This window comes from Anaerovorax odorimutans DSM 5092 (genome assembly GCF_000426305.1).
Lineage (GTDB): Bacteria > Bacillota > Clostridia > Peptostreptococcales > Anaerovoracaceae > Anaerovorax > Anaerovorax odorimutans.
This window is the reverse complement of sequence record NZ_KE384518.1, coordinates 214,935-239,868: the sequence shown is the minus strand read 5'-3', so window position 1 is coordinate 239,868 and position 24,934 is coordinate 214,935. Positions and strand designations below refer to the sequence as shown.

Here is a 24,934-nt window from a genome sequence, read left to right as displayed (position 1 = left end):
TTTTTACATGTGTATTTTTTTACTAATTATAATATTGATATTTGATTTTTACAATAAAAAATTATTTATAAAAAATGATTTTGTGACTATTTTGTGACCTATGGAATATAAAATATATAATACATAAATATATTATTTCGGTTTTAACTTTAACAATAAACCTGTTTTATTCAGAATGTGTGTGTGTTAGTTGATTTGCTAAGGATAAAATGGTTTTAAATATAAGATAAAAAAGTAATTTCAAGGTAAATTGAAGGAGTTATAAAGTATTATGAAATTAAGATTAAGAAAATGTATTGGTTTTATACTTATTACAATGATATTTCTTATGACAATGTCAACTGCGGCATTTGCAGGAAGTATAAGTGATTTACATGTAGAAAGTGTAAGCGGCAATAAGGTAACTTTATCGGATATGACTGTAAAGATTACCAATGATGGTGCCCAAGTCGGTGAAGGAGATGTTATTGATCCCACTAAAGATATGACTATGAGAGTGGATTTCAGTATTCCTGACGATAGATGGGATATAAAAGAGGGAGATTATTTACAAGTTGTATTACCTAAGTATTTGACTTTTTCTAAACTCAATACTACAGAAATAATAATGAAAATAGCAGATGGCAGCAGCGTCGTTTTGGGTAACGTAACTGTTTCTGAAAATATAGCTACATTGACGTTTACAGATGCACTTGAAAATGAGGATTATTTCGGAAGAGGCGGCTGGTTTTCAGCAGGACTTACTTTTGATGAAAAAAAAGTTGAGACTACAGAAGATAAAGTTGTAATGACTATTTTTGGAAAGACTTTTACTATTAAAGTTAAACCCGAGATTGAACCGGAATATATTTCTTTAGAAAAAAAAGGTGAAGCAGATATAGCAAATGGCGAGATTTTATGGACTGTAAAGGCTACACCTAGTAAAGAAGATAAAACGTATGATGGATATGTATTTGAAGATGTTATTTCTGATAAGGTATCTTTTATAAAGGATTCATTTACAATTAGTCCATCTGCCTTTAAAGCCAGTAATTTTCAATTTGATGACAGTACAAAAACAATTAAATATACATTTGACAATGACATCACAGGTGTCCAAACTATAACATATAAAACAAAGATTAATGATTTAGCTAAAAATAATAATAATCCCATTGAAGTTAATAACGTGGCAGTTTTATCAGATGCAAGCACAACTACAAGTGCTTCAGCTATAGTAAAAGTAACGCCTGAATTAATTTCAAAGGAAGGCAAGTATAAGGAAGACAATCACTCTGTGGATTGGACTATTACTGTAAATAAAAGTTCGGCAACATTAAAGGATGTTGTGGTTACAGATATACCGCTTTCTTCTGGGATGACTTTTAATGGCATTACAATAGATGATAAAGAATTGACAACTGATAATACAAAGCCACAGTATTATACTTTAGTAGGGCAGACTGTTAAGATTTATTTGGGAGATATAAACAAAAAAGTTGTCATAAAGATAAATACAAAGCTTGATGATACGGTTCAGGCAAACGTTAAAAATAAAGCAAATATTACATGGAATGATGTTGGCTCCAGCATTACCGGAGGCGGCAGCGGAGCAAGTGATATAGGAACAGGAGACAGATCGGCATATATATCCACAGGCTTTATAAAAAAGAGTACTGATGGTAATTATGATTTTAAAAAGAATGAAATGCCTTGGAAAATAGAAATAGATAAAGCCGGTAAGGAAATTAAAAACTCTACAGTTGTTGAGATTTTTGCATATAATACAGACGAAGTAAGTTTTGTTAGTAATAAAGGAAGTGATATAAAAACTTTACTAGATGGTTCAGGATTTGAAAAATATAAGTATGATAATGTAAATTATAATCAAAGATATATTGATGGGACTCTTAACATAGAAGGGGTAACAGCAAATGCACTCAATGAAAGTGATTCATTTACAGCAAAAGGGCAGTATAAAGTAACTACAAAAGAATTAGATTCTTCCATTGAAGTTCAGATTTTAGAAATATATTTAGGAGATGTAACAAGTACTGAAAAAATACACTTAAAAACTAAATATACAGATAAAAAGGCTTATGGAATAAACAGTAAATCTCAGCAGTATAAAATGACCAATTATGCTTGCCTGCATTATGGAGACAGCAATGATAGATTATATGCCGGTGCATCTGAATATCATTATAGTTGTGTGCTTGATAAAGAATATGAGGGCTCATATAATTACGTGGATCGTACAATCACATGGAGACTTTATGTAAATCATAATTCTTTAGATATTGATAACGGAATTATAGAAGATACACTTCCAAAATACTGGAAAGTTGACGGAGATGATTTTTATGAAATTTATAAAGGCGGTAAAGTAAACCTTGGCAATGGAAAAGCAACAATTGAAAAAGAAGGAAATAAGCTTACAGATACAGAAGTAAGTGCGCTTATTAAACATGTAGAGGTTAGTAATAAAAATGAAGATGAGCAGGTTATTAAATTTGAATTTAATAAGATAAGCGATAAATATGTGATACTCATAAAGACTAAACTTTCAGACGAAGGTGCAGATAAATTGTTTGCAGAGAATAAGGGAATAACTGTAAGAAATACGGCAGGAATAAGCGGAAGCACTGTTGTTAATACTCAAAGTGATTGGGAAGCTGTTTATATAAAAAATAATATTATATCCAAATCAGGGGCATTGGATAAAGATGGCTCAGGAAAATATACAGGTGATGCAGTATGGACAATTGATGTAAACAAAAATTCTATTAATCTGCCTGTTAAGGATGGTTTAGACAAAGTTTATGTTATTGATAAGCTTGAGGATTATCTTGAGCCGAAAATGGACGGAGATAATTACGCTATTAGCATGTGGAAAATGAAGCTGGATGCAGGTGGAAACGAGACGAAGGATTCTGAAGTTGACCAGGCAATTGTGCAGGAAGGAATTACTTACGAAAACAAAACACTGCGTATAAAACTTCCGGAAACAAATGGCTCTTACAGAATTAAACTGGTAACGAGAATCACAAGTGATACTGTAACAGAGATAAATAACAGTGCTTCTTTAGAAGGTGTTAAAACAGAGATTGTTACAAAAGACGAAAGCGTTAAAATTGAATATGCAGATGGTGGTGCATGGGCCAATTTAGCAGGAAAAATCAATTTAACAAAGAAAGCAGAAGGTGTTACAGGGAAAGTTCTTCAAGGAGCAGTATTTGAATTATATGAACTTTCAGGAGCAGATGATTCAATTGAAACTTTTAAATATAAAAAGGTTACAGATAAAGATGGAAAAATCACTTTTAAGCGTTTAAAATCAGGTAAATACAAGCTTGTAGAAATTACAGCACCTATCGGATATGAAATTGATGATTCTTCTGCAAGTAAAATAATTGAACTAAATACATTAACAGAAGCAACTGTCGATGTGGAAATTACAAATAAGGTTCTATTAAGAGCCATTCAGATTTTAAAGACTGATGAACTGGGAAATGCACTGGGAGATGCAGAGTTTACCTTGTATAAAGATGCTTTAGGTGATAAAAATATAGTAGGGAAATCAAAAAGTGCGGAAAACGGTTCGGTAACTTTTAAAGATGTGGAAATGGGGACTTATTATATTGTAGAAACTGCATTGCCAACAGGTTATCTAAAAGATACATCTGATAATGTAATAAAGGCAGTTGTTGATAAAGACGGAAAGGTTTCATATTTTACAGGTAAAGGCTTTAGTGATACTGTAAAAGATATTCCAACAATAAAAAATATTGCATATAAAGGAAATATTTCAATATCTAAAGTAGACAAAGCAGGGAATCCTTTAAAAGGAGCCAAATTTACACTTTATGATGAAAATAAAAATATTGTGGCAAGCAGTATATCAGAAGGAGATAATGCAATAGCTAAATTTGAGAATATCAGAAGGGGAAATTACACAATAAAGGAAACAGCGGCTCCTTCCGGCTATGTTACCAATGGAGAAGTCCTGAATATTAAAGCAAGTGATTTTACAAAGGATAATATTGAGCTTACCTTTACTGTAGAGAATGAGAAACGTTCACATAGCGGCGGTGGAGGCAGCGGTGGTAGTACCTCAAGTGATTCTGATGATAGTGAGGAATTAAATATTGATGATAATGAAGTCCCACTGGGACCAATAATAGAAGATCCAAATACAGAACAAAATATGTCGCCTATTACCATAGAAGATGAGAAAATACCATTAGGAAGTCTTCCTATAACAGGCGGATTTGGAAAAGATATTTTCTATGGCCTTGGTGTAGGGTTAATAATTTTGGGTACAGCACTAAGAAAAAAATTAAAAAATTCTTAGGATGTTATAAAGAAAAAGGAGTAAAAATTATGATAAAAAAAATAATTGGTATTATACTAGTTGGATTTATGTTGTCTTTTAATATACAAGTAATCGCTTTTGCATCAGAATCTGATATGGAAAAAGAATCAGATATAAAAATTTCTGACAGTAAAGCTGCAGATGAGCAGTCAACTGCAGGAGAATCAGAAATTAACTCTTCTGGTAATGAAGACAGCGAAGCTGGAAATATAGAAAATAAAGATACAGAGGAATCTGGAGATAAAGAGGCGGCAACAGAAGAACCGGGAATTAAAGATTCAGATAATAAGGACAGCGAAGCCGGAAATATAGAAAATGGAGATACAGAGGAATCCGAGGATAAAGGGGCGGCAGCAGAAGAACCGGGAATTAAAGATTCAGATAATAAGAACAGCGAAGCCGGAAATATAGAAAATGGAGATACAGAGGAATCTGGAGATAAAGAGGCGGCAACAGAAGAACCGGGAATTAAAGATTCAGATAATAAGGACAGCGAAGCCGGAAATATAGAAAATGGAGATACAGAGGAATCTGGAGATAAAGAGGCGGCAACAGAAGAACCGGGAATTAAAGATTCAGATAGTGAAGACAGCGAAGCCGGAAATATAGAAAATAAAGATGCAGAGGAATCTGGAGATAAAGAGGCGGCAACAGAAGAACCGCAAATTAAAGATTCAGATAATGAAGACAGCGAAGTAGGAAATATAGAAAATAAAGATACAGAGGATTCTGAAGATAAAGAGGCGGCAGTAGAAGAACCAGCAGCAGAAGAACCGATTGTTCCTGAAGAAGAATGTACCTTAGTTATTCATCATTTATTTGAATATGGCGATAAAGTTTGTGATGACTATGAAACCATAGAAAACCTAAATATTGGAGAGACTGTAAAATTTGCAGAATACAGCTATGAGCAAGAGTATGAATTTACAAATTGTTTAAACAGCAGTGATTCTATGGAACTGCAAGCAGGAGAAAATATGATTACAATAAAATATACTTTGAAAAATGGTTTTAAAATAGTTAAATAAGTATTAAACTATTAATAAAAGTTTTTTAAAAAGGAGTTATATAAATTTCTGTAAAGAAACTACAAAAAAGAGATTTGAGAATATAAAAAAGAAAACTGTGAAAAAAGAGACAATGAAAAAAGTCTGTAAATAACAAAACAAAAGCTTGCTTTGGTAAGATTAAATGCCATAGCAAGCCTTTTTTGTTTATTTTTTTGTCGACTCGTTTTGACAATAAAATATATATTCATATGCTAATATAAACACATACAAGTAATTATTAACTAAATTAGTACTCAACTGATAACGAGATTAAGAAATGAATAAATAATATCATTAAAAGGCTAAAAAAATTAATGTTTGATAAGCTAGCTTGTTAAAATTATTTCTACAGATAAATTATCTTAAGTATTTTTTTGTTTTTATCAATAAATATGTTAATTAAAAAGAAGAGAGGTGAAGTTTTGCAATGAAAAATCTGAAAAGAGAGGGTTTTAAATGAAAAAAATAAAAATTTTAGTTATATTTATATGTATTTCTATTTGTTTTAGCTTATTGATTGGATGTTCTGACATACCTGAAAAACAAGAAATTTCAGCAGAAGAGGAAACATTAAAAGATTTTATAAAACAATTTAAAGATGCAGATTCAATTAAATACAATGTAATAAATAGAGAAATATTTGAAAATGAGAGCATTGGTGATAAAACTTCTTTTGCAAATTTTAATTTAAAAAGAAATCCCTACTATAGAAGTTATATATCAATTACTCAAAATCAAGATTTAACAATTTTTGTAAAATCAAATGAAAAGTTTTCTGAAAAAGGATTTGAGTTATCTAAATTTACTTCTAATATAGACAGCTCTAATTATAAAATAGATTCGTTAGCTAACATTATCTTAAAAAAAGAATTTGAAAATTCCATTAACCTAGATACAAAGCTAATTGAAAATATGCATTTATCGACGAAACAAGCAAACGATCCTTTTCAAATGTTAATATATTTAATAGAACAAAATTTAGATACTTTTAAGTTAAGTAATACTGACCAAAATAATGCAACTATAAATTATAGTGGTTACATAAAGTCTGATACAATAGTAGATTATTATATTAATGAGGGAAATAAAGTTTTTAAAGAAATATTTTATAATAATTATCAAGGGGAGATGACTCGTGAGGCTTTAGAGAAAGAAACCATTAATACTAATTTTAGTTCGTTGGCCGAACCGTTAAATGTACTATTATTTACCAGTGAAGAAATACCAATTACAATTATAAAAAATATTAACAAAAATACTTATGAAATAGATATAAACACTACGAATGCTCAAAAATCACTTAATGAAAAAATGTATGCTGATATTAAAAATTTTTCTATTAAGATACAGGAGGGAAAAATTGAATTTACAAATATAATTTTAGAATAATTAATAGATAACAAAATGTTAATACGATTAAAAAATGAAAGGAAGGGGTACAAGTTAAAAAAATACTTGCTTTACTAATTTTACAACTTAATAAAGCTGCCAATTTATTATCATAATATTGACAGCTTTATTTGATTTATGTCAATATACAAAGACAATGTTATTCAGCCATTATAATACAGATACTTTTATTAGCTTGCTATTCTTAAAGTTTTTTTAATGCATCCAGAGAAAAGATTACCTTTTAGCAATTTTATTTTTTGTATATTTTTGCATTAAAAAAAAGTCCTTAAAAGGACTTTTTGTAGTAATTATTAAAGTTAATCTTATGTAAAAAATAGTTACTATTTATAATAAAGCTTAACCTTTCTAAATATATATTTTCGGCAATCGTTGACCAAACCTACATAAAATTTCATAATTTATTGTGTTTGTTTTTTCAGCAATCTCATCTGCCGAAATACTTAAATCATTATGGCTTCCCATGATAATTACTTCATCTCCAAGTTTAACATTGGGAACATGGGTAACGTCAACCATACATTGATCCATACAAATATTCCCTACGACTGGTGCATAAACGCCATTTACAATTACTCTGCCGTTACCATTTAAAGCACGAGGATAACCATCTGCATAACCTATATTTATGGTACCGATAAGACTTTCTTTACTTGTAGTAAAATTTCTTCCATAACTTATAGATGAATTCATAGGCAGTGTTTTAAGATGTATAATATTAGATTTTACAGACATAACAGGTTTTATAGAAAGCTGATTTTTGTCAACCATATTTGATGGATAACAACCATAGAGAATAATTCCCGGTCTTACAGCATCAAAATGTGACAAAGGAAGTTCCATGACAGCAGCACTGTTGCCCATAGTTCTAAAATTTATTTCTATTCCCGAATTTTTCAAATTCTCCCAGAAGGTATTATAAACAGAAAGTTGATGATTTGCGTAATTTTTATTCATTTCATCAGCTGTGGAGAAATGTGAAAGTATTCCTTTTATTTTAATGTTAGAAAGATTATTAATATTTTTAATTTGTTCAATACTGTCCTCAGTAGGCAGAAATCCGATTCTTCCCATTCCGGAGTCAACAGCAATAATAATTGAACATGTTTTATTTAATTTATTGGCCGCCTTTGAAATAAATAAAGCATTGTCATATGATGACACAACTGGTGTTATATCATATGATAATAATGTATTAACGTACATATCAGGTGTTATTCCTAATGTAATAATGGTACTAGTAATGCCTTCGTTTCTAAGTATTATTGCTTCGTTTAAGGTAGCTACTGCTAAAGTATTAACACAATTTTTAAGTAAAATTCTTGAAACTTCAATAGAACCGTGACCATAGGCATCTGCTTTAACAACACCAATAATTTCAGTATTGCAACCGATTTTTTCTTTAATTTGTTTTATATTATAATCTAAATTATTCAAATTAATTTCTGCCCAAACTGACCTTAAAGCTTCTTTTAACATTTTTATGTAATCCTTTCTTAAGCTTAAAGAGTATATTAATAAAGATTATATACCTTAAAGTATAAATGGTCAACGAACAAGAATGGCAAAATATATCACGTATTAGCATTGTAAAAGATATTATGAGAAACAAAAAACCCATTTATAAAATTATATGATTTTCTTGTAAGGATATTTTAAATAGTAAAAATTTTTAATATACAAGATTTTATATAAAATTATAAAGGGTAAAAATTTAAAATTATTTTTTAAAAAAATTATTAATTTGATTTAACTTATTCTCATTTAAAGTATAATGCATCCATTTTCCTTCTTTTTTACCATTTACCAGACCCGATTCACAAAGAATTTTCATATGATGAGATAAAGTTGGCTGTGTAATATTAAATTCTTCTAAAATTTTACAAGCACATAATTCTTCAGAAGATAGCATGTCTAATATCATTAATCTGTTTGGGTCTGATAAAGCTTTGAATACTTTTGCTTTATTTTCATATTTATTTTCCAAAAACTCACCCCATTCTTATATTAAGTATAATTTTGCAACAGGGTAATGTCAATTTAAAATAAATTGTTATTTATTACTTAACTTCAAATTTTTTAAGGATACATCTAAAATAGGTGCAGAGTGGGTAAGTGCGCCCACTGAAATATAATCTATTCCCATTTCAGCTATTTTTTTAAGTCTTCCTTTTGTAATGTTTCCTGAACATTCTGTTTGTGCTCTGCCAGAAATTCTTTCAACTGATGTTTTAATTGTTTCATCGTCCATATTATCAAGCATAATAATATCAGCTCCTGCCTCTAAAGCTAAATTTAAGCTTTCCAAATCCTCAACTTCTATCTCAATTTTTCGTACAAAAGGAGCGTACTCTTTTGCTAGTTTTATTGCTTCTTTAATACCACCTGCTGCGCAAATATGATTATCTTTTATTAAAATACCATCTGATAAATTATATCTATGATTATAACCTCCGCCCATTTTTACTGCATATTTTTCGAAAGGTCTCATATTAGGAGTAGTTTTTCTTGTATCAAGAAGTTTAGTATTATATCCTATTAATTCATCAGCTAATTCCTTAGTAAGTGTAGCGATCCCGCTCATGCGCTGTAAATAATTTAAAGCAGTTCTTTCTCCTGATAAAATACAGCTGGCATCACCTGAAATAAATCCAATAATATCTCCTTTTTTTACTATATCTCCATCATTAAAAAAACATTTGAAATCAGAAATAGGATCTAAAAGTTCAAAGACTCTTTTAAAAATGTTAAGTCCTGCAATTACACCATCTTGCTTACATATCAGATCAGCTTTTGCATTATTTTTATTACGTATTATTGCATTAGTTGTAATATCCTCACTTGTAATATCTTCTTTTAAAGCCCGCAGAATATAATCATCTAAATTAGTTATCATTGTTACACCATTGTTCATAGAATTTCTTATCCTTCCTTTTTATTTCATTTAAAATAAGCTGTTTGTATTTAGACTTTAAATTATCATAGTCGTATTTAGATAAATCAATTTTTACTTGAGGATAATCTATTGATTTTATATTATTACTGATATATTTTGCTGCCCTTTTTGAAAATACAAGACTTTCCAATAATGAATTGCTGCCAAGTCTGTTTTGCCCATGTACACCATTACAGCTTGTTTCACCTACAGCAAATAAATTTTCCATAGAAGTTTTACTGTCTAAATCTACCTTTATTCCTCCCATAAAATAATGCTGTGCAGGAGTAACGGGAATACTTTCCTTTGTAAGATCATAGCCTACTTCCAGACAATGCTTATAAATATTGGGAAATCTTTTTTTTATAGTTTGCATATCTAGATGCTTCATAGATAAATTTACAAATTCTGTATTATCTTTTTTCATTTCTTCTTTAATGGCAGAAGCTACAATATCCCTTGGCTGAAGTTCATCTACAAAACGTTCACCCTTGTCATTAAGTAGAACTGCACCTTCACCACGTACTGCTTCTGAAATTAAAAATCTTCTTCCCATTTCTTTTGAATATAAAGAAGTAGGGTGAATTTGAATGTAATTTATATCTTGTAGTTTTATATTATGAATAATTGATATGGCTAGAGAATCACCTGATATATGTTTGAAATTTGTGGAATGTTTAAATAATCCGCCGATACCGCCTGTTGCAAAGACCACTATTTTAGCATAAAGAGCTTCTAATTCTTTATGTTGATTTTTGACAATTATACCTTTGCAAATATTATCTTCCTCAATAATATCCACCATTTTTGTATATTCACTTATTTTTACATTTTCTTTTTCTCGTACTCTTTCTAATAATGTGCTGGTAATTTCTTTACCTGTAATATCCTTATGATGAAGAATTCGATATTGAGAATGACCACCTTCTCTAGTATAAGATAAACCATCCTGGGTATGGTCAAAGTCAACACCATATTCAATTAATTCGTTTATAATTTCAGGCGATGATTTAATCATTACTTCAACGGAAACTTTATTATTTTTATAGTGTCCGGCTTTTAAAGTATCTTCAAAATAGTTATCATAATCATCAGAGTTTCTTAATGCTGCTATTCCGCCTTGAGCTAAGTAAGAATCACTGTTTTCAATTTCATCTTTTGTAATCATACGAACAGTTAAGTTTTCAGGTAAATTCAGAGCACAAAATAAACCAGCAGCTCCGGTACCTACAATAATTACATCTGTTTTATCCATCTTTTTTTCTCTTTCATTATTCAGCAAGTTCATGCATTTTTTTCAAAGCTTTTTCAGCCTTAATTCTTAAATCTTCATCCAATTCAATTTTATTTTCCATAGTTTTCAGTGCTTCTTCTATGTTTTTCAGTGTAATCTTTTTCATATCAATGCAAGTTGGAATTTCTTCTGTAAAATAAAATTGTTTTTCAGGATTTTCCTTTTTTAATTCATAGTTGATTCCATGTTCTGTACAGACAATAAAAGAATTATCGGAATTTTTTTTAGCATAATTAATTATCCCTGAAGTGCTTCCTACGTAATCTGCAAGTTCAATTACATCCATTGTACATTCTGGATGAACTAAAACTTTTGCTTCAGGATGTAATTTTTTTAATTTCCCAACGTTATCTTTATTCATTTTAGTATGAACATGACAAAATCCTTCATTAAAAATGAAGTTCTTTTCGGGTAATAAATGAGCAATATATCTTCCTAAATTATTATCCGGAATAAAAAATATATTTTTTTGTGGTAATGATTTGACTATTTGTAATGCATTAGAAGAAGTTACGCAAACATTGGAAAGGGCTTTTATTTTAGCAGTGGAATTTATATAGCAAACAACTGCTAAATCTTCAAATTTGTTTTTAACCTGTTTTATCTTTTCTTCATTAACCATGTGAGCCATAGGACAATCAGCAGATAAATCAGGCATTATTACAGTTTTATTTGGATTTAATATTTTAACGCTTTCGCCCATAAACCTAACTCCACAAAGTAAGACTGTTTCATGTGGGGTTTCTACAGCTAATTTACTTAAATAATAGGAATCACCAACATAATCTGCTATTGCTTGTACAGAATCGTTTACATAATAATGTGCAAGTATTACTGCATCTCGTTTATTTTTAAGTTCTTTAATGCTTTCAATTATATCTTTCATTTGTTTATCTCCTTATTCTTAAATGTAAATATAGCACAAAGCATATATCATGTCAATGCAGCTGACAAGACACAAACTACATTATTATAAATAATATAACCAAGGATACATTTTAATATAACCAAGTATACCTTTAATATGCATTTCTATATTATCTTACAGTTTCAGATTAACTTATCTTTATATAATCAATTACATTGATGATTTATGCTAAAAGAAAAAAATACAGTAATAGTTAACATAATCAGCATATTAATTCAATGAAGTATCTGAATAAATTCTTACTTTGGATTATATACAAGCATTTTCTTAATAAGAATCTATATTCTAAAAATAGAAGTTGTAATATATCAAATGGACTAAATAATAGTAAAACTGAAAAACTTAATAAAGAAATATTAATAATAAAATTAGAAAAAGGCTTTTGTTTAAAGATTTTTTGGAAGGGTACTTGGTATGAAAATAAGATTTATTAAAAAAGAAAGCAAAATATTATTTAGAGAAAGGGTATTGTGAATAGATCATAAGAATATTATATATATGCTAAACAATACAATAATACAATTCTAAACCTTAAAAATATTTGATTTCCAAGGAAATATAGATTGATTAAAATATAAATAAAATTGTATAAGATAAAGAGTAAATTACAAATTCAACCTCTTGGCTACATAAAGAAACAGCGTAGCAGCTAAAAAGCTACTACGCTATAAAGTCAAAGTCTAACTTATCGGTGTCACATCAATTTTCTTAAAACAAAGCTTGCTTTTAATAAGTTAAATCAAATCCAGAAAATATTTATGTATATTAAGATCTGATGTTAATTCAGGATGAAAAGAGGTTACTATCATATTATTTTGCTTTGCTGCTACGATATGATTATCAATTTGTGCCAGTATATCAACATTTTTTGATACATTTTCAATATATGGAGCTCTGATAAAAGTCATTGGTACTTGACCTAATTTAGCAAATTGTCCATTAGTATGAAAACTTCCAAGTTGGCGACCATAGGCATTTCTTTTTACTTCAATATCCATTGTACCTATGTAAACATTATCATCATTTGTAATTTTTTTAGCAAGTAAAATTAATCCGGCACAAGTTCCAAATACAGGTAATCCATCTTGAATAAATTTCTTTAAAGAATTTAACATTCCAAGCTCATTAATTAATTTGCCCATTACGGTACTTTCTCCACCGGGTAAAATTATGCCATCTATGTGATTCTCAGTTAAGTCAGATTTTTTCCTTATTTCAATGGTATTTATATCTAGTTTTTTTAATGTATTAATATGTTCGGCAAAAGCTCCTTGCACTGCTAAAACACCAATGTTTTTTTTCATTGTATACACCTTCCTATATACCTCTTTGAGCCATTAACAATTCAATTTCCTGTTCATTAATACCTAACATTGCTTCTCCCAAATCTTCTGATAATTGAGCTAAAATAGAAGCATCTGTATAGCCTGTTACAGCTTTTACAATTGACTGAGCTCTCTTTTCAGGATTACCCGATTTAAAAATACCTGAACCTACAAAGACTCCATCAGCGCCAAGCTGCATCATTAAAGCTGCATCAGCAGGTGTTGCAATTCCACCGGCAGCAAAGTTTACTACTGGAAGTTTACCATTTTCATATACATATTGAGCTAATTCATAGCTGACTTGAAGATCTTTTGCAGCTTGAAAAAGCTCATCTTCTCTTAAATTTTGAATATGTTTTATTTGTTGATTAATAAGTCTCATATGACGTACTGCTTGAATAACATCTCCTGTACCGGGCTCTCCCTTTGTTCGAATCATAGATGCACCTTCGCTTATTCTTCTTAAAGCTTCTCCTAAGTCTTTTGCACCACATACAAAAGGTACTTTAAATTTAGTCTTATCTATATGAAATGTATCATCAGCAGGAGATAAAACTTCACTTTCATCAATATAGTCAATTTCTATAGCTTGTAATATTTGTGCTTCGGCAAAATGGCCTATACGTACTTTTGCCATTACAGGGATTGATACTGCCTGTTGTATGCTTTTTATCATTTTAGGATCACTCATTCTGGACACTCCGCCAGCTGCACGAATGTCAGCAGGAATTCGTTCCAAAGCCATTACCGCACATGCTCCTGCTTTTTCTGCAATTTGAGCTTGCTTGGGAGTTGTTACATCCATAATAACACCACCCTTAAGCATTTGAGCTAAATTTTTATTTAATTCATATTGAGTATTCATTTTGTTTCTCCTTGTAAGTTATTTATTGACAGGTCCCTGTAAAAGTTATTATAATATAGCATTGATATCATAATAAGTATCAGAAAATATAAAGTTAATGGTACCAGATTAAAAGGAGATAAATTATGGATATGCTTACTTTTACCATTGATACTGACTGTAAAACCCCCGTTTATCAACAGCTGTATTCATTTATAAAAAGTGAAATTCAATCAGGGAAAATACCTTTTAATACAAAGTTACCTTCAAAAAGAAAGCTATCATCATATTTAAAATTGAGTTTAAATACAATTCAAACTGCATATGATCAGTTAATTGAAGAGGGGTACGTTGTATCAATAGAAAGAAAAGGCTTTTATGTTTCTAAAATTGATAATATTATAAAATTAAATGTACCAAAAGAAATCGGAAAAATAGAAAATAAAGATGATAAGAGTAACCTTAAATATGATTTCTCTTATGATGGGGTTGATTTACAAACCTTCCCTTTTAGTAACTGGAGAAAACTTACTAAAGAAGTTATTAATGAATATGATAAAGAGATAATACTGCCCGGAGACATACAAGGGCATATTGATTTAAGAAAAAGTATTGCTAAATATCTTCATCAATCCAGAGGTGTAAATTGCTTAGAAAGTCAAATTATAATAAGTTCTGGTACAGAATTTCTTATTCAGATATTGATCCAGTTATTTGACAAAGACAATATTTTTGGTATTGAAAATCCAGGATATGAAAAACTTAATTTATTATTCCGCAGTAACCATGCAAATTTTAAGGAAATAAATATTGATAAAGAGGGAATGATGACGGAAGAAATAAGAAAGAGTAATGCGAATATCTTATGTATAACACCATCACACCAATTTCCGTCTGGGGAAATTATGTCTATAAACAGAAGAATTCAAATTCTTAATTGGGCAAATGAAGCAGGCAATAGATATATAATAGAAGATGACTATGACAGTGAATTTAAATACAGTGGAAAACCTATACCGTCATTACAGGGGTTGGATTTGCAAGAGAAAGTAATCTATATGAGTGCGTTTTCTAAGTCCCTTTCACCTTCTATAAGAGTAAGTTATATGGTATTACCTAAACATTTATTGAAAAGATTCAAAGAATATCTATCATTTATTATTTGTCCTGTTCCAATAGTAGATCAAAAAGTACTTTCCACATTTATTCAAGAAGGATATTTTGAACGACATTTAAACAAGATGAGAACCATATATAAGAAAAAAAGAGAGTTTCTAATAAAAACTATAATGAGCCAAAAATGTGAAATAAAAATAATGGGAGCAGATGCAGGTTTGCATTTACTGTTAAATATATCAAATGGTATGACAGAAGAAGAGCTTGTGGAATCTGCTTTAAAAAAGGGAATTAAAGTATATGGAATCTCTAAGTATTATGTTGATAAAAGTAAGATTAAAAAGATACCGACTATATTAATCGGTTATGCAACAATGAATGAAAAGGAAATTGCAGAGGCTGTTAAATTATTACACGAGGCGTGGTTTTAAAAAATATACAATATAGAGTAAAAGAGAAAGGGATTAATTTCTTGTAAATAAAATAATTTAGCTCGTGAATCGCACCCCAAAGTTATGTAAGGATTTAACTTTTCAGGGTGCAATTTTATTGATTTTATTTGTAAAATTAAACGATGCTGAAGAATCATATAATAATAGTAATAAATTTTAAATATTAACGTTTTCTATATTTGTGAAAACGTTATTTTTTTAAGATACCTGTAAATCGTAAATATAATATATATTTTTTAAAATATAAGTAGACACGATAATTGTTTTTGAAGTATATTTTATATGTTATATAAAAAACTTTGTTAATGAGGAAAAATTCAAGAAAAGTAAAGAATAAATCCTCATTTTTATAATAGTTATTTTCCAACTTGTTTTGCAAGATATGATATTAACTCTTCAGGGGTTGGTTTAGTACCTTTGCGCGGGATTTTTCTCCAATATTGCTGTATGGAATTATCAGGGTTATTCATACCAACTTCAATTGCAAAATTAATCTCATCTATGATTTCTTCAACGCTGGTGCCGTTTTGTAATGCTAATTTTTTTATTGCTAATTTACTCTTTAAACTACTCATTTTCTATTACCTCTTTTCTTTGAATTTGGGATATATCCCAATTATAGCATACAAACAACAAATGTACGATATATCCTACACGATATATCGCATATATTTATACAATTATATGGAATATATTACTAAAGAGAGGAATAAAATAAATGAATGCGAAAGAAGCTGTGGCAAATAGAATTGTGGAATTATGTGAGAAAAAAGACATTGCAATTAATGGATTAGCAAATATCTCCGGTATTTCACCATCCACTATATATAGTATACTGAATACGAAAAGTAAAAACCCGGGGGTAGTCACTATTAAAAAAATCTGTGATGGTTTGGAAATTTCGTTAAAAGATTTCTTTGCAAGTGACCTTTTTAATAACCTTGAACAAGAGATTAAATAAAAATTCATTGCCGATTTATTAAATTTAAGCAGTGGATTTTTTATTAATAACAACTAATTAGAAAATTCTAATTATAACTAAAATGGCATATAACTGCATAAGATGGCAAGTTTATATAAAAATGTGCAAATTATTTACGTTTTTGTTAGTTTGATAATATAATATTAATTAAAAATTCTAATTTACATAAAAAAGTCTGCAAATTAAAATTGCAGACTTTTTTGCATACAGAAAATCATATGCAAGATATAAAGATGATTTTTACATATATTTTGTAGCAGAAATATTTGTTTAATTTAAATTTTCGAACTGCATGTTATAATAACGTGCATAAATACCGTCTTTTTTAATAAGGGCTTGATGAGTACCTCGTTCCTTAATACCATCATCTGTCAATACGATTATCTCATCAGAATTTCTTATAGTACTGATTCGGTGTGCAATAACTATAGTAGTACGATTTTTTGAGAGCTTTTCAAGGGAATTTTGAATATAACGCTCACTTTCATTATCCAAGGCAGAAGTTGCTTCATCCATGATTAGGATAGGAGGATTTTTTAGAAAGACTCTAGCAATTGATATGCGCTGCTTCTGTCCTCCCGAGAGACGAACACCGCGTTCACCCACAAAAGTATCGTATCCGTTCTCAAGTGAAAGGATAAATTCGTGAACATTGGCACTTTTTGCAGCTTCTATAATTTCTTCATCGGTGGCATCAGGTTTACCGTATGCTATATTTTCTTTAATACTGCCCGAAAACATATATACATCTTGTTGAACAACACCAATGGCGTTTCTTAGAGATTCGAGTTTAATATCTCTGATATCTTTGCCGTCAATTGTGATTTGACCATCGCAGACATCGTAAAAACGTGGCAGCAAAGAACAAATTGTTGTTTTGCCACTGCCGGAAGGGCCCACAAGGGCGATTGTCTTGCCTGCGGGAATATTAATATTTATGTTACGAAGTATATTGATGTCATCTTCATAACTGAAGCTGACATTTTTATATTGTATGTTACCTTCGACATCTTTTATCGGTTGTGCATTTGGGCGATCAATGATTTCAGGCTGTGTTTCTATTACCTTCATAAAACGCTTAAAGCCTGCATAACCTTTCTGAAACTGTTCTGTAAAGTTAACCAGTATTTCTATTGGATTGATATAGATATTGATGTAGAGAGCATAAACCGCAAGATCAGTTGCAGTGATTTTACCGTTGCTTATAAATATACCACCTGCAACTAGAACAACAATATATAAAAGTCCTTCAAAGAAAGCATTACCTGCCATAAATTTTCCCATAATACTGTAGCTTGATACTTTTGATTTAAGAAATTCCACATTGCTTTTGTCGAATTTTTCCTTTTCCATTTCTTCATTTGCAAAAGATTTAACAGTACGAATACCGGATAGGTTATTTTGTACACTTGAGTTGACACCTGCAATTTTTACACGATTATCATAGAATATTGCACGCATTTTTAGATTTTGTAAAACTGAAAACACAACAATTAACAATGTAACGCAAAGAAGGATTAACGTCATAGATTGGTTGATTGTAAATAGTATGATAAATGAACCTATAATTTTTAAAAGAGAAATAAAAATATTTTCAGGGCCGTGATGTGCAAGCTCAGAAATATCAAAGAGATCAGAAACTATCTTAGACATCATTTCACCTGTGTTGTTTTTATCATAATATGAAAATGATAGGCGCTGAAGATGGTAAAAGAGGTCACGTCGCATATCGCTTTCCATTCTTGCTCCCATAATATGTCCCCAGGATGTAATGAAACGCTGACAGAAGTATTTGATAACGTAAATCCCCAATAAAGCAAATCCAATGAACCAGATATATTGCATAACTGTGATAGAATTTTTTATAAAAAAATTCTTGGTGAGATAGCTGAATATCAAGGGAAAAGCAAGATCGATTGCTGATACCACAGTAGCACAGAACATATCCATGTAGAATAAAAAACGATATGGTTTATAATAGCTGATAAATTTTTTAATGGTTTTCATGATGTTGATTCTTCCTTAGTAATTATTTTACTTATTTAAACGATAACTATTTTAATAGATTAATTCTCATTATAATTTCATCACAGTACATGCACTTTTTTATTTATAATTATAACATGATTTTTCAGGGAAAATACTAAATTGAAGCTCTTTTATTTGTTCGTCTTTTAAAAGTTCATATTCTTGTTGCTCATTTTTCATTTTAAAAGAAAATTCTATTGCGTAATTGGATTTCTTCCTTTTCCTTTAGATTCTCCTAAGGCAAGTTTTTTATAATCCATTGTTATATCTGATAAATCATTTATTTTTCTTTTTGTTACTTTTAATACTTTAACTTCAAATCTTTTATTGATGAATACTTCCCTTTTATCCCTAATTTTACTATTAGAATATTCTTCTCCGATTTCATTCTCACATACTTTTAATTAGAATTATAATTCTAAAATACAATAACTTTATTAAAAATTCAAATTTAGACATTTTTTTTATAAAAATTAAGATATAATGATTCCTATGATTGAAACAGCGTTGCTGCAAGGTGGAAATCATTGAATCATGCTTGGTAGCTTGTGTCATGATATAATACAAATTATCAACTTAAATTATAAAAAATAACTACGGCCTAAAAAAGAATAACAAAGATTACAATTACTGATAAAATGAGGGACCCCGTAGAAGCTTATTTAATAAATAGTAATATAACATAAAAAATCTCCTCCAAATCGAAAAATTAATTCTTTTTTTTAAAAAAAGTGGGGAATTTTAATAAAAAAGGAATCTAAGATCAAAGAATTCAAGGTTTAGAGATTCCGAGAGACTATTATGTAAGGGAGAAAAATGAAAAGAATATTATGTATACTATTAACATTGACTATATGACATGAGTAGTGTAGTAGGAGTTTATGCCGAATCAAAAAATATTATAAATAAGAAGTCCAATATAGTTAATGTAAAACAAGATAATAATAAAATTTATAAAACACCACATTCTGCTAATCCTGGACCTTATGCGATTTTAATTAGCGTAATGAAGTGTGAATTTGTAAAAGGAAAAATATACAATACAAATAATTCTTTTTAATTAAAAATATGAAATTTTATAAAATTCTAAAAAACAAGATTCTTTTTTTTATTATGCTCATAGGTTTTATAACTTGGTCTGCATATACTTTTATTCCAGCATCTTTAGATATTGTTAACGAAGATGAAGTAAATATTACTATAGAGGGTAGTGAACAAGAAATTAAAATTAACAACAAGCAGGAACAAGAATTAATAAAAATTCTAAAAAACATAAAAATATATAGAGGTGCTCCATATATTCCATTTGAGCATGGTAAAAGTGGAAATTTTGTAATTGCGTTAAAAGGTAATTATAATTTTATTCATATTTATATTCTAGAAGAAAAACCATCTTATAGTTTTGTTCAACGTACTGATACTACAAAATGGAAGATAAAAAAAGAAGATGCAGAAAAAATACTATATTTTTTACATAAAGAAAAAATAGAATGAAAAGAAAAATTTAACATTAGTAAAATCTTTAGGTATTGATAATAATCGTATGTGGTTAAACTTTTAATTGATAGTTTAAAAAGAAATGGGGAAGTATCATGAAAAATTATTTGGAGTACAAAGGCTATGTAGGTATTATAAATATTAGTGCAGAAGACAGAGTATTCTTTGGAACTATTCATGGAATTAATGACTTGGTAACATTTGAAGCAAAAGAAAACATCTCACTAAATCAATATGTAGAAAGGGCTTTGAAAGAGTATTCTGATGAAACATTAAATAGGGCTAATCAAGTATCTCAGTTAACCGGTTCACTTGGAAATAGCACTTTAATTACGCCTCCAATATTTTGCTTGGGAAATAATGAATAAAAATTATTTATAGTTAATGAAAGTAAAAACGGCTGACTATACTGTATGAATACTTAGAAAATAAAAAGAGGATCAAAATCCTCTTTTTTGTCTTTAGTAGCCATTTGGTAGCCAAAATCCTTTTTTAGTATTTTATAGACTATTCATAAACGTTAAAATTATTGTGTAATTAGTACAAAATAAATGCATAGTAATTTTTACAATTAAAAACAATGATTTATATTAGTTTTAAATAATCTCTGCCTCCATAGAAAAAACGATAAATAATAACTTCTTTAGATGATTCATCTGCTTTATAAATTAATACATAATTTTTAATAGTAGCTTTACGATAACCTTGGTTTTCCAAAAACATGTTGTAGCATAATTCATACATTAACGGATTTCTTTTCAAGTTATCATAACATTTCTCAATTTCATTGACAAAGTTAGTAGCTGCCGCTGGATTTGAAAGTTGAAGAGCAATATAAGAAATAATATTATCTAAATCTTCATGAGCAGATTTTGTAACTATCAGTTTATACATTATATTTTTCTCTTATACTTTTTAATGAACTATCTGCATCCAGCACATTGCCCTCTTCTATTTGAGTTTTAGCTGTATTTAACCTTTTATATACATCAAGCATAAATAATCTTTCTTCATACATTTTTTGACTCATAATAACCATGTCTCCGTAACCGTTTTTAGTAATGTATATAGGCTCTGTAGCTTCCTGACACATTTGAGAAATTCCACTAGTGTTTTTTAGTTCTCGAATTGGAATAATTTTAGGCATAATTTTCAGCTCCTTTCATGGTATAATTACGTGATTATTGTACCATTATTATATGTCATTCACAAGAATAAATTCAAAGATATAAAAAAAGCCACATTTTTATTGGATTATACCAGCAAAAATGCAGCTTATAATTTGGCGTTCCTGAGAGGAATCGAACCTCCGACGCACGGTTTAGGAAACCGACGCTCTATCCGCTGAGCTACAGGAACAAATCGCTTTTCATCATAACACAGTACCTTACTTTTTTCAAGATATCTATTATGAAATTAATTATTTTAATTTGTTATATTCTTATTTTTTTCTTTTAATTTAAATATAAATTCACAAATATAACTTACTGCTATCATAGATATGGCGAAAATAGCACCAATGCGATTTGCATACCACTGTTGAAAGAGTAACCCTAAAAAAGCAATTCCGCAGAAAATAATACCAATCACGGATAAAAAAGTTACATTATTAATCTCTTTTCTTTTTAAGTAGGCTACGGTGTTAACTAACATAAAAATCAATAAAAATCCTGCACTACCGGAAGTTGAAATACTGGATAAGTCCAACGTATTAGTTATGATTAAAGTAAGAATCGATGTTACAAATAAACCGATGGGCTGATTTAAAAATATCTTAGTAAATTCATGAGGGAGTTCATCATCTTCTGCTATCTGGTAATTGACCTTTGAACCACCATATATGGTGGCATTGATAGCTGAAAACGTAGATATTAAAGCTGCTATTGCTATAACCTTAAATCCTATGAGACCTAAAACAGGTTTGGCAGCTTCTGCAAGAACATAGTCTTGGGCATTTTTTATGTTTGAAAAAGTTAAACTTCCTACAGTTACAATTACAATAACAACATATAAAATCACCACAATTGCAGTTGAAATAATATATGCTCTCATTATATTTTTCTTTGGATTTACAATATTGGGTGAGACGTTAGCAATAAGCTCCATTCCTTCATACGCAACGAATATTACCATTCCTCCAATACATAAATGCCAAAAATCGGGCCAATTTTCAGTACTAAGTTGATTTAGATTATTTGAAAAAAACAATCCATATACACCGGCAGCAACAAAGATAAGAAGAATTATCATTTTTATACTGACTGCCAAAGTTTCAACTTTACTCACTATTTTTACATTGTAGTAATTTATTATTGTAGCCAAAATAATTATAGCTGACGCATAAATGTGTTGATCTAAAGTATGTTTTCCAGTTATAGAATAAAGCGTATAGGCATAAGTACCAAATGCACTTGCATAAAGTGAAAGCATAATAATATAACTTACCCAAAGAAGATTATTTGTTCCACCACTGAATATACCTCTTCCGAAGCCTTTATTCATAAAGGTTACTGTACCTCCGCTGCTTGGATAAGCTACTGATAGCTTAGCATAGCTATATGAAGTGATAAGTGCGATAAATCCTGCGATGGCAAAAGCTAAGGGTGCACCTCCTTTTGACAGAGATATGGATAAACCTAAAACTGCAAAAATGCCGCCGCCTACCATTCCGCCAATTCCTATTCCTATGGCACCTATTAATGTAACGTTGTTTTTTTTCGACAAAACTAGTTTCCTTTCTGCTTATAATAAGTAAATTCTTTAGTTGATTATTTATTACAAGTTACAAGAAATCCTTCATAATAACAAAGATTAAGTTGTTATCATATAATTGATCTGCAATTATAGAAGTATCAAGAGAATCCAAAAGGACTGTGTTTCCCCAAAGGCTGGTAATAGGAACTAACAGAGCAAGAAAAACAAATACTATTATAAGCCCCTTTATACCTCCCATGACTAAACCAAGAATCCCGTCTATACCTCCCATAATACCATCGTTGGATTTTTTCGAGAATAAGCTGGTAATGAAAAATAAAATTGCTTTAATAACGATTACTATAATTATAAAGCATAGGATGTTAAATATAATAGTGGCAAGCCCATCGCTTATAGACGATGTGATAGAATTTGTAATGGAGTTGACAATATTATGAATAGCCGACGGTAGATCCTCTAAATTATGTATGGCAGTTGAAGAGGAATCTGGTGCAGCCGATGAAGTATTTTCTAAAAAATTATCTGAAATTTTTTCATGCACTACTGAGTAAAGTTTTGTTTTGGTTTTTAAAAACTCCGTAACTTTAGGATAGCATATAAATCCTAAGATTACAGAAATTAGCCAGCCAGCCATACGAAGAAATGTATAAACAAATCCATGACGGTAACCTTGAACCATGGTGAATATAATTATTACACAAATTATAATATCTAAATACATAGCAGAATACTTTTCCTTTCTAAATCATATATCTATATTACCAATTTATAGACAAAATATCAATATAACTGTGCAATATAATAAAAGTACAGAGGAGATGGGGGGAAAAATAGGTTATGAACTATGTAAAATATAATCGATCTCTTATTATGTTAGAAGAGCAAGCCAGTGAATTTTCGGCTAAATCAGTACCTGTAAAAGGACATTTAAAAATAGAAACAGGTAATAATAAAGGAGCCTTAAGATGTGTTGTTCAAAATCTAAGATATTACAATAAAGGTGAATATATATATAAACTGATTTTTTTCGGAACAAAAAATGAAAGAACAATACATACCGTAATAGGCACATTATTAGTAAATCGGCAGGGGAACGGAGAAACTTATTTTCGTTTTCAGCCATTGAATATTGATGGTAAAGGAAATCAATTACATGATTATTCAGCGGCAATAGTAGCAGCAGTTTCAACTGTAGATGATAAAGAGTCATTGCACCCTGTGCTTCGTGGAACCATATTAAGCGATGCTGAACCCTTTAAATATGATCAAAAGGACATAGCAGCAGCAGCATTAAATGAAGATGAAGAACAGGAAGAAGGGGTAAAGTTAAATGAGGACAAAGAAAAAGCTAATAACAATACAGAAAAGGATATAAACGGAGAAGAAAGTAAAAAGGTAGACAACAGCCAAGAAAAAAAAGATAGTAACCAAGATTTAAAAAACTTACAAACAAAAAATGAAAATATAAAAGATAACACGGAAAATAAAAATGTTCACAGTAACAATTATAATAATTTTTATAATAGATTTGTATTGAATGCATGCGCACATACATGTAGAGTAGCAGAGTTTTATGAAGATATCAGCCCTTTCGATTATGATAAAACAGGTGCAGTTTGGAAAAAAATAGTTAATGTGGCATCATTACCAATAGTATCGCCAGGAGCCCATTATTTTTCCACACAATACAGGCATTTTATTTTTGGTGCAAAGGCTAATGAAAAAGGAGATGTAACGAATTATTATTTTGGCATACCTGGCAGATTTTTAAATGAAGAACAGCCTGATGCAGGTGAGTCTGGATTTACATACTGGCAGCCTATTAAGGGAATGAAAAAAGTTTCGGAATGTAAGAATGAAGAACAAATAAAAGAGCGAAAGAATTCGTATGGATATTGGATTATAGAGATTGATGGAAAAACAGGAAATATTTTAGGGTTATAATGGTTCCTATGATTGAAACAGCGTTGCTGAGAGGTGGGAACCATTGAAACATGTTTGGAAA

At 29.7% G+C, this 24,934-nt stretch carries 21 protein-coding genes and 1 tRNA gene; 8 read left to right on the top strand and 14 right to left on the bottom strand.

The genetic code is table 11. The features are described from left to right. The first annotated feature begins 271 nt into the window (after positions 1–271). The 3 genes from K292_RS0113845 to K292_RS0113835 all read left to right on the top strand — a co-directional run bounded on the left by K292_RS0113845 (position 272) and on the right by K292_RS0113835 (position 6,792). Positions 272–4,333 carry a SpaA isopeptide-forming pilin-related protein gene (locus K292_RS0113845; RefSeq protein WP_027400333.1) on the top strand — a complete coding sequence of 1,354 codons (4,062 nt, stop codon included), beginning with the start codon at positions 272–274 and terminating at the stop codon, positions 4,331–4,333. A gap of 29 nt (positions 4,334–4,362) precedes the next feature. Next, on the top strand, positions 4,363–5,382 hold the full coding sequence (locus K292_RS0113840; protein WP_027400332.1) for a putative sodium/potassium/calcium exchanger: 1,020 nt from the start codon (positions 4,363–4,365) through the stop codon (positions 5,380–5,382). 477 nt (positions 5,383–5,859) lie between these two features. Further along, positions 5,860–6,792 carry a hypothetical protein gene (locus tag K292_RS0113835; protein ID WP_027400331.1) on the top strand — a complete coding sequence of 311 codons (933 nt, stop codon included), beginning with the start codon at positions 5,860–5,862 and terminating at the stop codon, positions 6,790–6,792. Positions 6,793–7,161: 369 nt separating this feature from the next. Here the strand turns inward: K292_RS0113835 and alr are convergent, their stop codons facing one another. The 7 genes from alr to pdxS form a co-directional block, all read right to left on the bottom strand. Then, positions 7,162–8,292, bottom strand: coding sequence for an alanine racemase (gene alr / locus K292_RS0113830; protein WP_027400330.1), 1,131 nt, complete (start codon positions 8,290–8,292; stop codon positions 7,162–7,164). A gap of 241 nt (positions 8,293–8,533) precedes the next feature. Next, the gene (locus tag K292_RS0113825) at positions 8,534–8,800 is read right to left on the bottom strand and encodes an ArsR/SmtB family transcription factor (protein WP_027400329.1); all 267 of its coding nucleotides are present in this window, start codon (positions 8,798–8,800) and stop codon (positions 8,534–8,536) included. Positions 8,801–8,866: 66 nt separating this feature from the next. Next, a complete protein-coding gene (gene nadC, locus K292_RS0113820; RefSeq protein ID WP_245570872.1) occupies positions 8,867–9,727 on the bottom strand; it encodes a carboxylating nicotinate-nucleotide diphosphorylase in 861 nt (286 codons plus the stop codon). Further along, positions 9,699–11,003 (bottom strand): L-aspartate oxidase, encoded by a 1,305-nt coding sequence (locus K292_RS0113815; RefSeq protein ID WP_027400327.1) that lies wholly within the window; start codon positions 11,001–11,003, stop codon positions 9,699–9,701. Before K292_RS0113815 ends, nadC begins: the two co-directional genes overlap by 29 nt. A gap of 16 nt (positions 11,004–11,019) precedes the next feature. Beyond that, complete coding sequence (gene nadA, locus K292_RS0113810) at positions 11,020–11,928, bottom strand: quinolinate synthase NadA (protein ID WP_027400326.1); 909 nt, start codon at positions 11,926–11,928, stop codon at positions 11,020–11,022. Between the two features lie 776 nt (positions 11,929–12,704). Next, positions 12,705–13,274 (bottom strand): pyridoxal 5'-phosphate synthase glutaminase subunit PdxT, encoded by a 570-nt coding sequence (gene pdxT, locus K292_RS0113805; RefSeq protein ID WP_027400325.1) that lies wholly within the window; start codon positions 13,272–13,274, stop codon positions 12,705–12,707. A 13-nt stretch (positions 13,275–13,287) separates the two neighbouring features. Continuing rightward, the gene (gene pdxS, locus K292_RS0113800; protein ID WP_027400324.1) at positions 13,288–14,160 is read right to left on the bottom strand and encodes a pyridoxal 5'-phosphate synthase lyase subunit PdxS; all 873 of its coding nucleotides are present in this window, start codon (positions 14,158–14,160) and stop codon (positions 13,288–13,290) included. Between the two features lie 125 nt (positions 14,161–14,285). On the opposite strand from pdxS, the gene pdxR reads away from it, so the two are divergent. Then, a complete protein-coding gene (gene pdxR, locus K292_RS0113795; protein ID WP_027400323.1) occupies positions 14,286–15,686 on the top strand; it encodes a MocR-like pyridoxine biosynthesis transcription factor PdxR in 1,401 nt (466 codons plus the stop codon). A gap of 377 nt (positions 15,687–16,063) precedes the next feature. Here pdxR and K292_RS0113790 read toward each other — a convergent pair whose 3' ends face one another. Then, entirely contained in the window at positions 16,064–16,282 is a 219-nt protein-coding gene (locus K292_RS0113790; RefSeq protein WP_027400322.1) for a hypothetical protein, read from the bottom strand. 143 nt (positions 16,283–16,425) lie between these two features. Here K292_RS0113790 and K292_RS0113785 point away from each other — a divergent pair, with 143 nt between their 5' ends. Further along, positions 16,426–16,668, top strand: a complete 243-nt coding sequence (locus K292_RS0113785; RefSeq protein ID WP_027400321.1) for a helix-turn-helix domain-containing protein — start codon at positions 16,426–16,428, stop codon at positions 16,666–16,668. Positions 16,669–16,959: 291 nt separating this feature from the next. Here the strand turns inward: K292_RS0113785 and K292_RS0113780 are convergent, their stop codons facing one another. Next, complete coding sequence (locus K292_RS0113780) at positions 16,960–18,633, bottom strand: ABC transporter ATP-binding protein (RefSeq protein WP_330365004.1); 1,674 nt, start codon at positions 18,631–18,633, stop codon at positions 16,960–16,962. Positions 18,634–19,830: 1,197 nt separating this feature from the next. On the opposite strand from K292_RS0113780, the gene K292_RS0113765 reads away from it, so the two are divergent. Next, positions 19,831–20,211, top strand: a complete 381-nt coding sequence (locus tag K292_RS0113765) for a hypothetical protein (RefSeq protein ID WP_027400318.1) — start codon at positions 19,831–19,833, stop codon at positions 20,209–20,211. 98 nt (positions 20,212–20,309) lie between these two features. Further along, positions 20,310–20,582 (top strand): hypothetical protein, encoded by a 273-nt coding sequence (locus K292_RS18985; RefSeq protein WP_051280772.1) that lies wholly within the window; start codon positions 20,310–20,312, stop codon positions 20,580–20,582. Between the two features lie 217 nt (positions 20,583–20,799). Here the strand turns inward: K292_RS18985 and K292_RS0113755 are convergent, their stop codons facing one another. The 5 genes from K292_RS0113755 to K292_RS0113735 form a co-directional block, all read right to left on the bottom strand. Further along, positions 20,800–21,108, bottom strand: a complete 309-nt coding sequence (locus tag K292_RS0113755; RefSeq protein ID WP_027400317.1) for a type II toxin-antitoxin system RelE/ParE family toxin — start codon at positions 21,106–21,108, stop codon at positions 20,800–20,802. Then, the gene (locus K292_RS0113750; protein ID WP_027400316.1) at positions 21,101–21,361 is read right to left on the bottom strand and encodes a type II toxin-antitoxin system Phd/YefM family antitoxin; all 261 of its coding nucleotides are present in this window, start codon (positions 21,359–21,361) and stop codon (positions 21,101–21,103) included. Before K292_RS0113750 ends, K292_RS0113755 begins: the two co-directional genes overlap by 8 nt. A gap of 136 nt (positions 21,362–21,497) precedes the next feature. Beyond that, positions 21,498–21,573 (bottom strand) — tRNA-Arg (locus tag K292_RS0113745). 66 nt (positions 21,574–21,639) lie between these two features. Further along, a complete protein-coding gene (locus K292_RS0113740; RefSeq protein WP_027400315.1) occupies positions 21,640–22,938 on the bottom strand; it encodes an APC family permease in 1,299 nt (432 codons plus the stop codon). A gap of 58 nt (positions 22,939–22,996) precedes the next feature. Next, positions 22,997–23,650 (bottom strand): CvpA family protein, encoded by a 654-nt coding sequence (locus K292_RS0113735; RefSeq protein ID WP_027400314.1) that lies wholly within the window; start codon positions 23,648–23,650, stop codon positions 22,997–22,999. Between the two features lie 116 nt (positions 23,651–23,766). Here K292_RS0113735 and K292_RS0113730 point away from each other — a divergent pair, with 116 nt between their 5' ends. Continuing rightward, a complete protein-coding gene (locus K292_RS0113730; RefSeq protein WP_027400313.1) occupies positions 23,767–24,873 on the top strand; it encodes a DUF7922 domain-containing protein in 1,107 nt (368 codons plus the stop codon). Positions 24,874–24,934: the final 61 nt, after the last annotated feature.

Bases quoted from the DNA above. Each gene is read 5' to 3' on its own strand.
- K292_RS0113730 (WP_027400313.1), top strand. From the start codon at position 23,767: ATGAACTATGTAAAATATAATCGATCTCTTATTATGTTAGAAGAGCAA.
- K292_RS0113815 (WP_027400327.1), bottom strand. From the start codon at position 11,003: ATGGATAAAACAGATGTAATTATTGTAGGTACCGGAGCTGCTGGTTTA.
- K292_RS0113750 (WP_027400316.1), bottom strand. From the start codon at position 21,361: ATGCCTAAAATTATTCCAATTCGAGAACTAAAAAACACTAGTGGAATT.
- pdxS (WP_027400324.1), bottom strand. From the start codon at position 14,160: ATGAATACTCAATATGAATTAAATAAAAATTTAGCTCAAATGCTTAAG.
- K292_RS0113840 (WP_027400332.1), top strand. From the start codon at position 4,363: ATGATAAAAAAAATAATTGGTATTATACTAGTTGGATTTATGTTGTCT.
- K292_RS0113835 (WP_027400331.1), top strand. From the start codon at position 5,860: ATGAAAAAAATAAAAATTTTAGTTATATTTATATGTATTTCTATTTGT.
- nadC (WP_245570872.1), bottom strand. From the start codon at position 9,727: ATGAACAATGGTGTAACAATGATAACTAATTTAGATGATTATATTCTG.
- K292_RS0113780 (WP_330365004.1), bottom strand. From the start codon at position 18,633: ATGTTCTGTGCTACTGTGGTATCAGCAATCGATCTTGCTTTTCCCTTG.
- K292_RS0113845 (WP_027400333.1), top strand. From the start codon at position 272: ATGAAATTAAGATTAAGAAAATGTATTGGTTTTATACTTATTACAATG.
- K292_RS18985 (WP_051280772.1), top strand. From the start codon at position 20,310: ATGAAAAATTATTTGGAGTACAAAGGCTATGTAGGTATTATAAATATT.
- nadA (WP_027400326.1), bottom strand. From the start codon at position 11,928: ATGAAAGATATAATTGAAAGCATTAAAGAACTTAAAAATAAACGAGAT.
- K292_RS0113765 (WP_027400318.1), top strand. From the start codon at position 19,831: ATGCTCATAGGTTTTATAACTTGGTCTGCATATACTTTTATTCCAGCA.
- K292_RS0113785 (WP_027400321.1), top strand. From the start codon at position 16,426: ATGAATGCGAAAGAAGCTGTGGCAAATAGAATTGTGGAATTATGTGAG.
- alr (WP_027400330.1), bottom strand. From the start codon at position 8,292: ATGTTAAAAGAAGCTTTAAGGTCAGTTTGGGCAGAAATTAATTTGAAT.
- pdxT (WP_027400325.1), bottom strand. From the start codon at position 13,274: ATGAAAAAAAACATTGGTGTTTTAGCAGTGCAAGGAGCTTTTGCCGAA.
- K292_RS0113790 (WP_027400322.1), bottom strand. From the start codon at position 16,282: ATGAGTAGTTTAAAGAGTAAATTAGCAATAAAAAAATTAGCATTACAA.
- K292_RS0113755 (WP_027400317.1), bottom strand. From the start codon at position 21,108: ATGTATAAACTGATAGTTACAAAATCTGCTCATGAAGATTTAGATAAT.
- K292_RS0113735 (WP_027400314.1), bottom strand. From the start codon at position 23,650: ATGTATTTAGATATTATAATTTGTGTAATAATTATATTCACCATGGTT.
- pdxR (WP_027400323.1), top strand. From the start codon at position 14,286: ATGGATATGCTTACTTTTACCATTGATACTGACTGTAAAACCCCCGTT.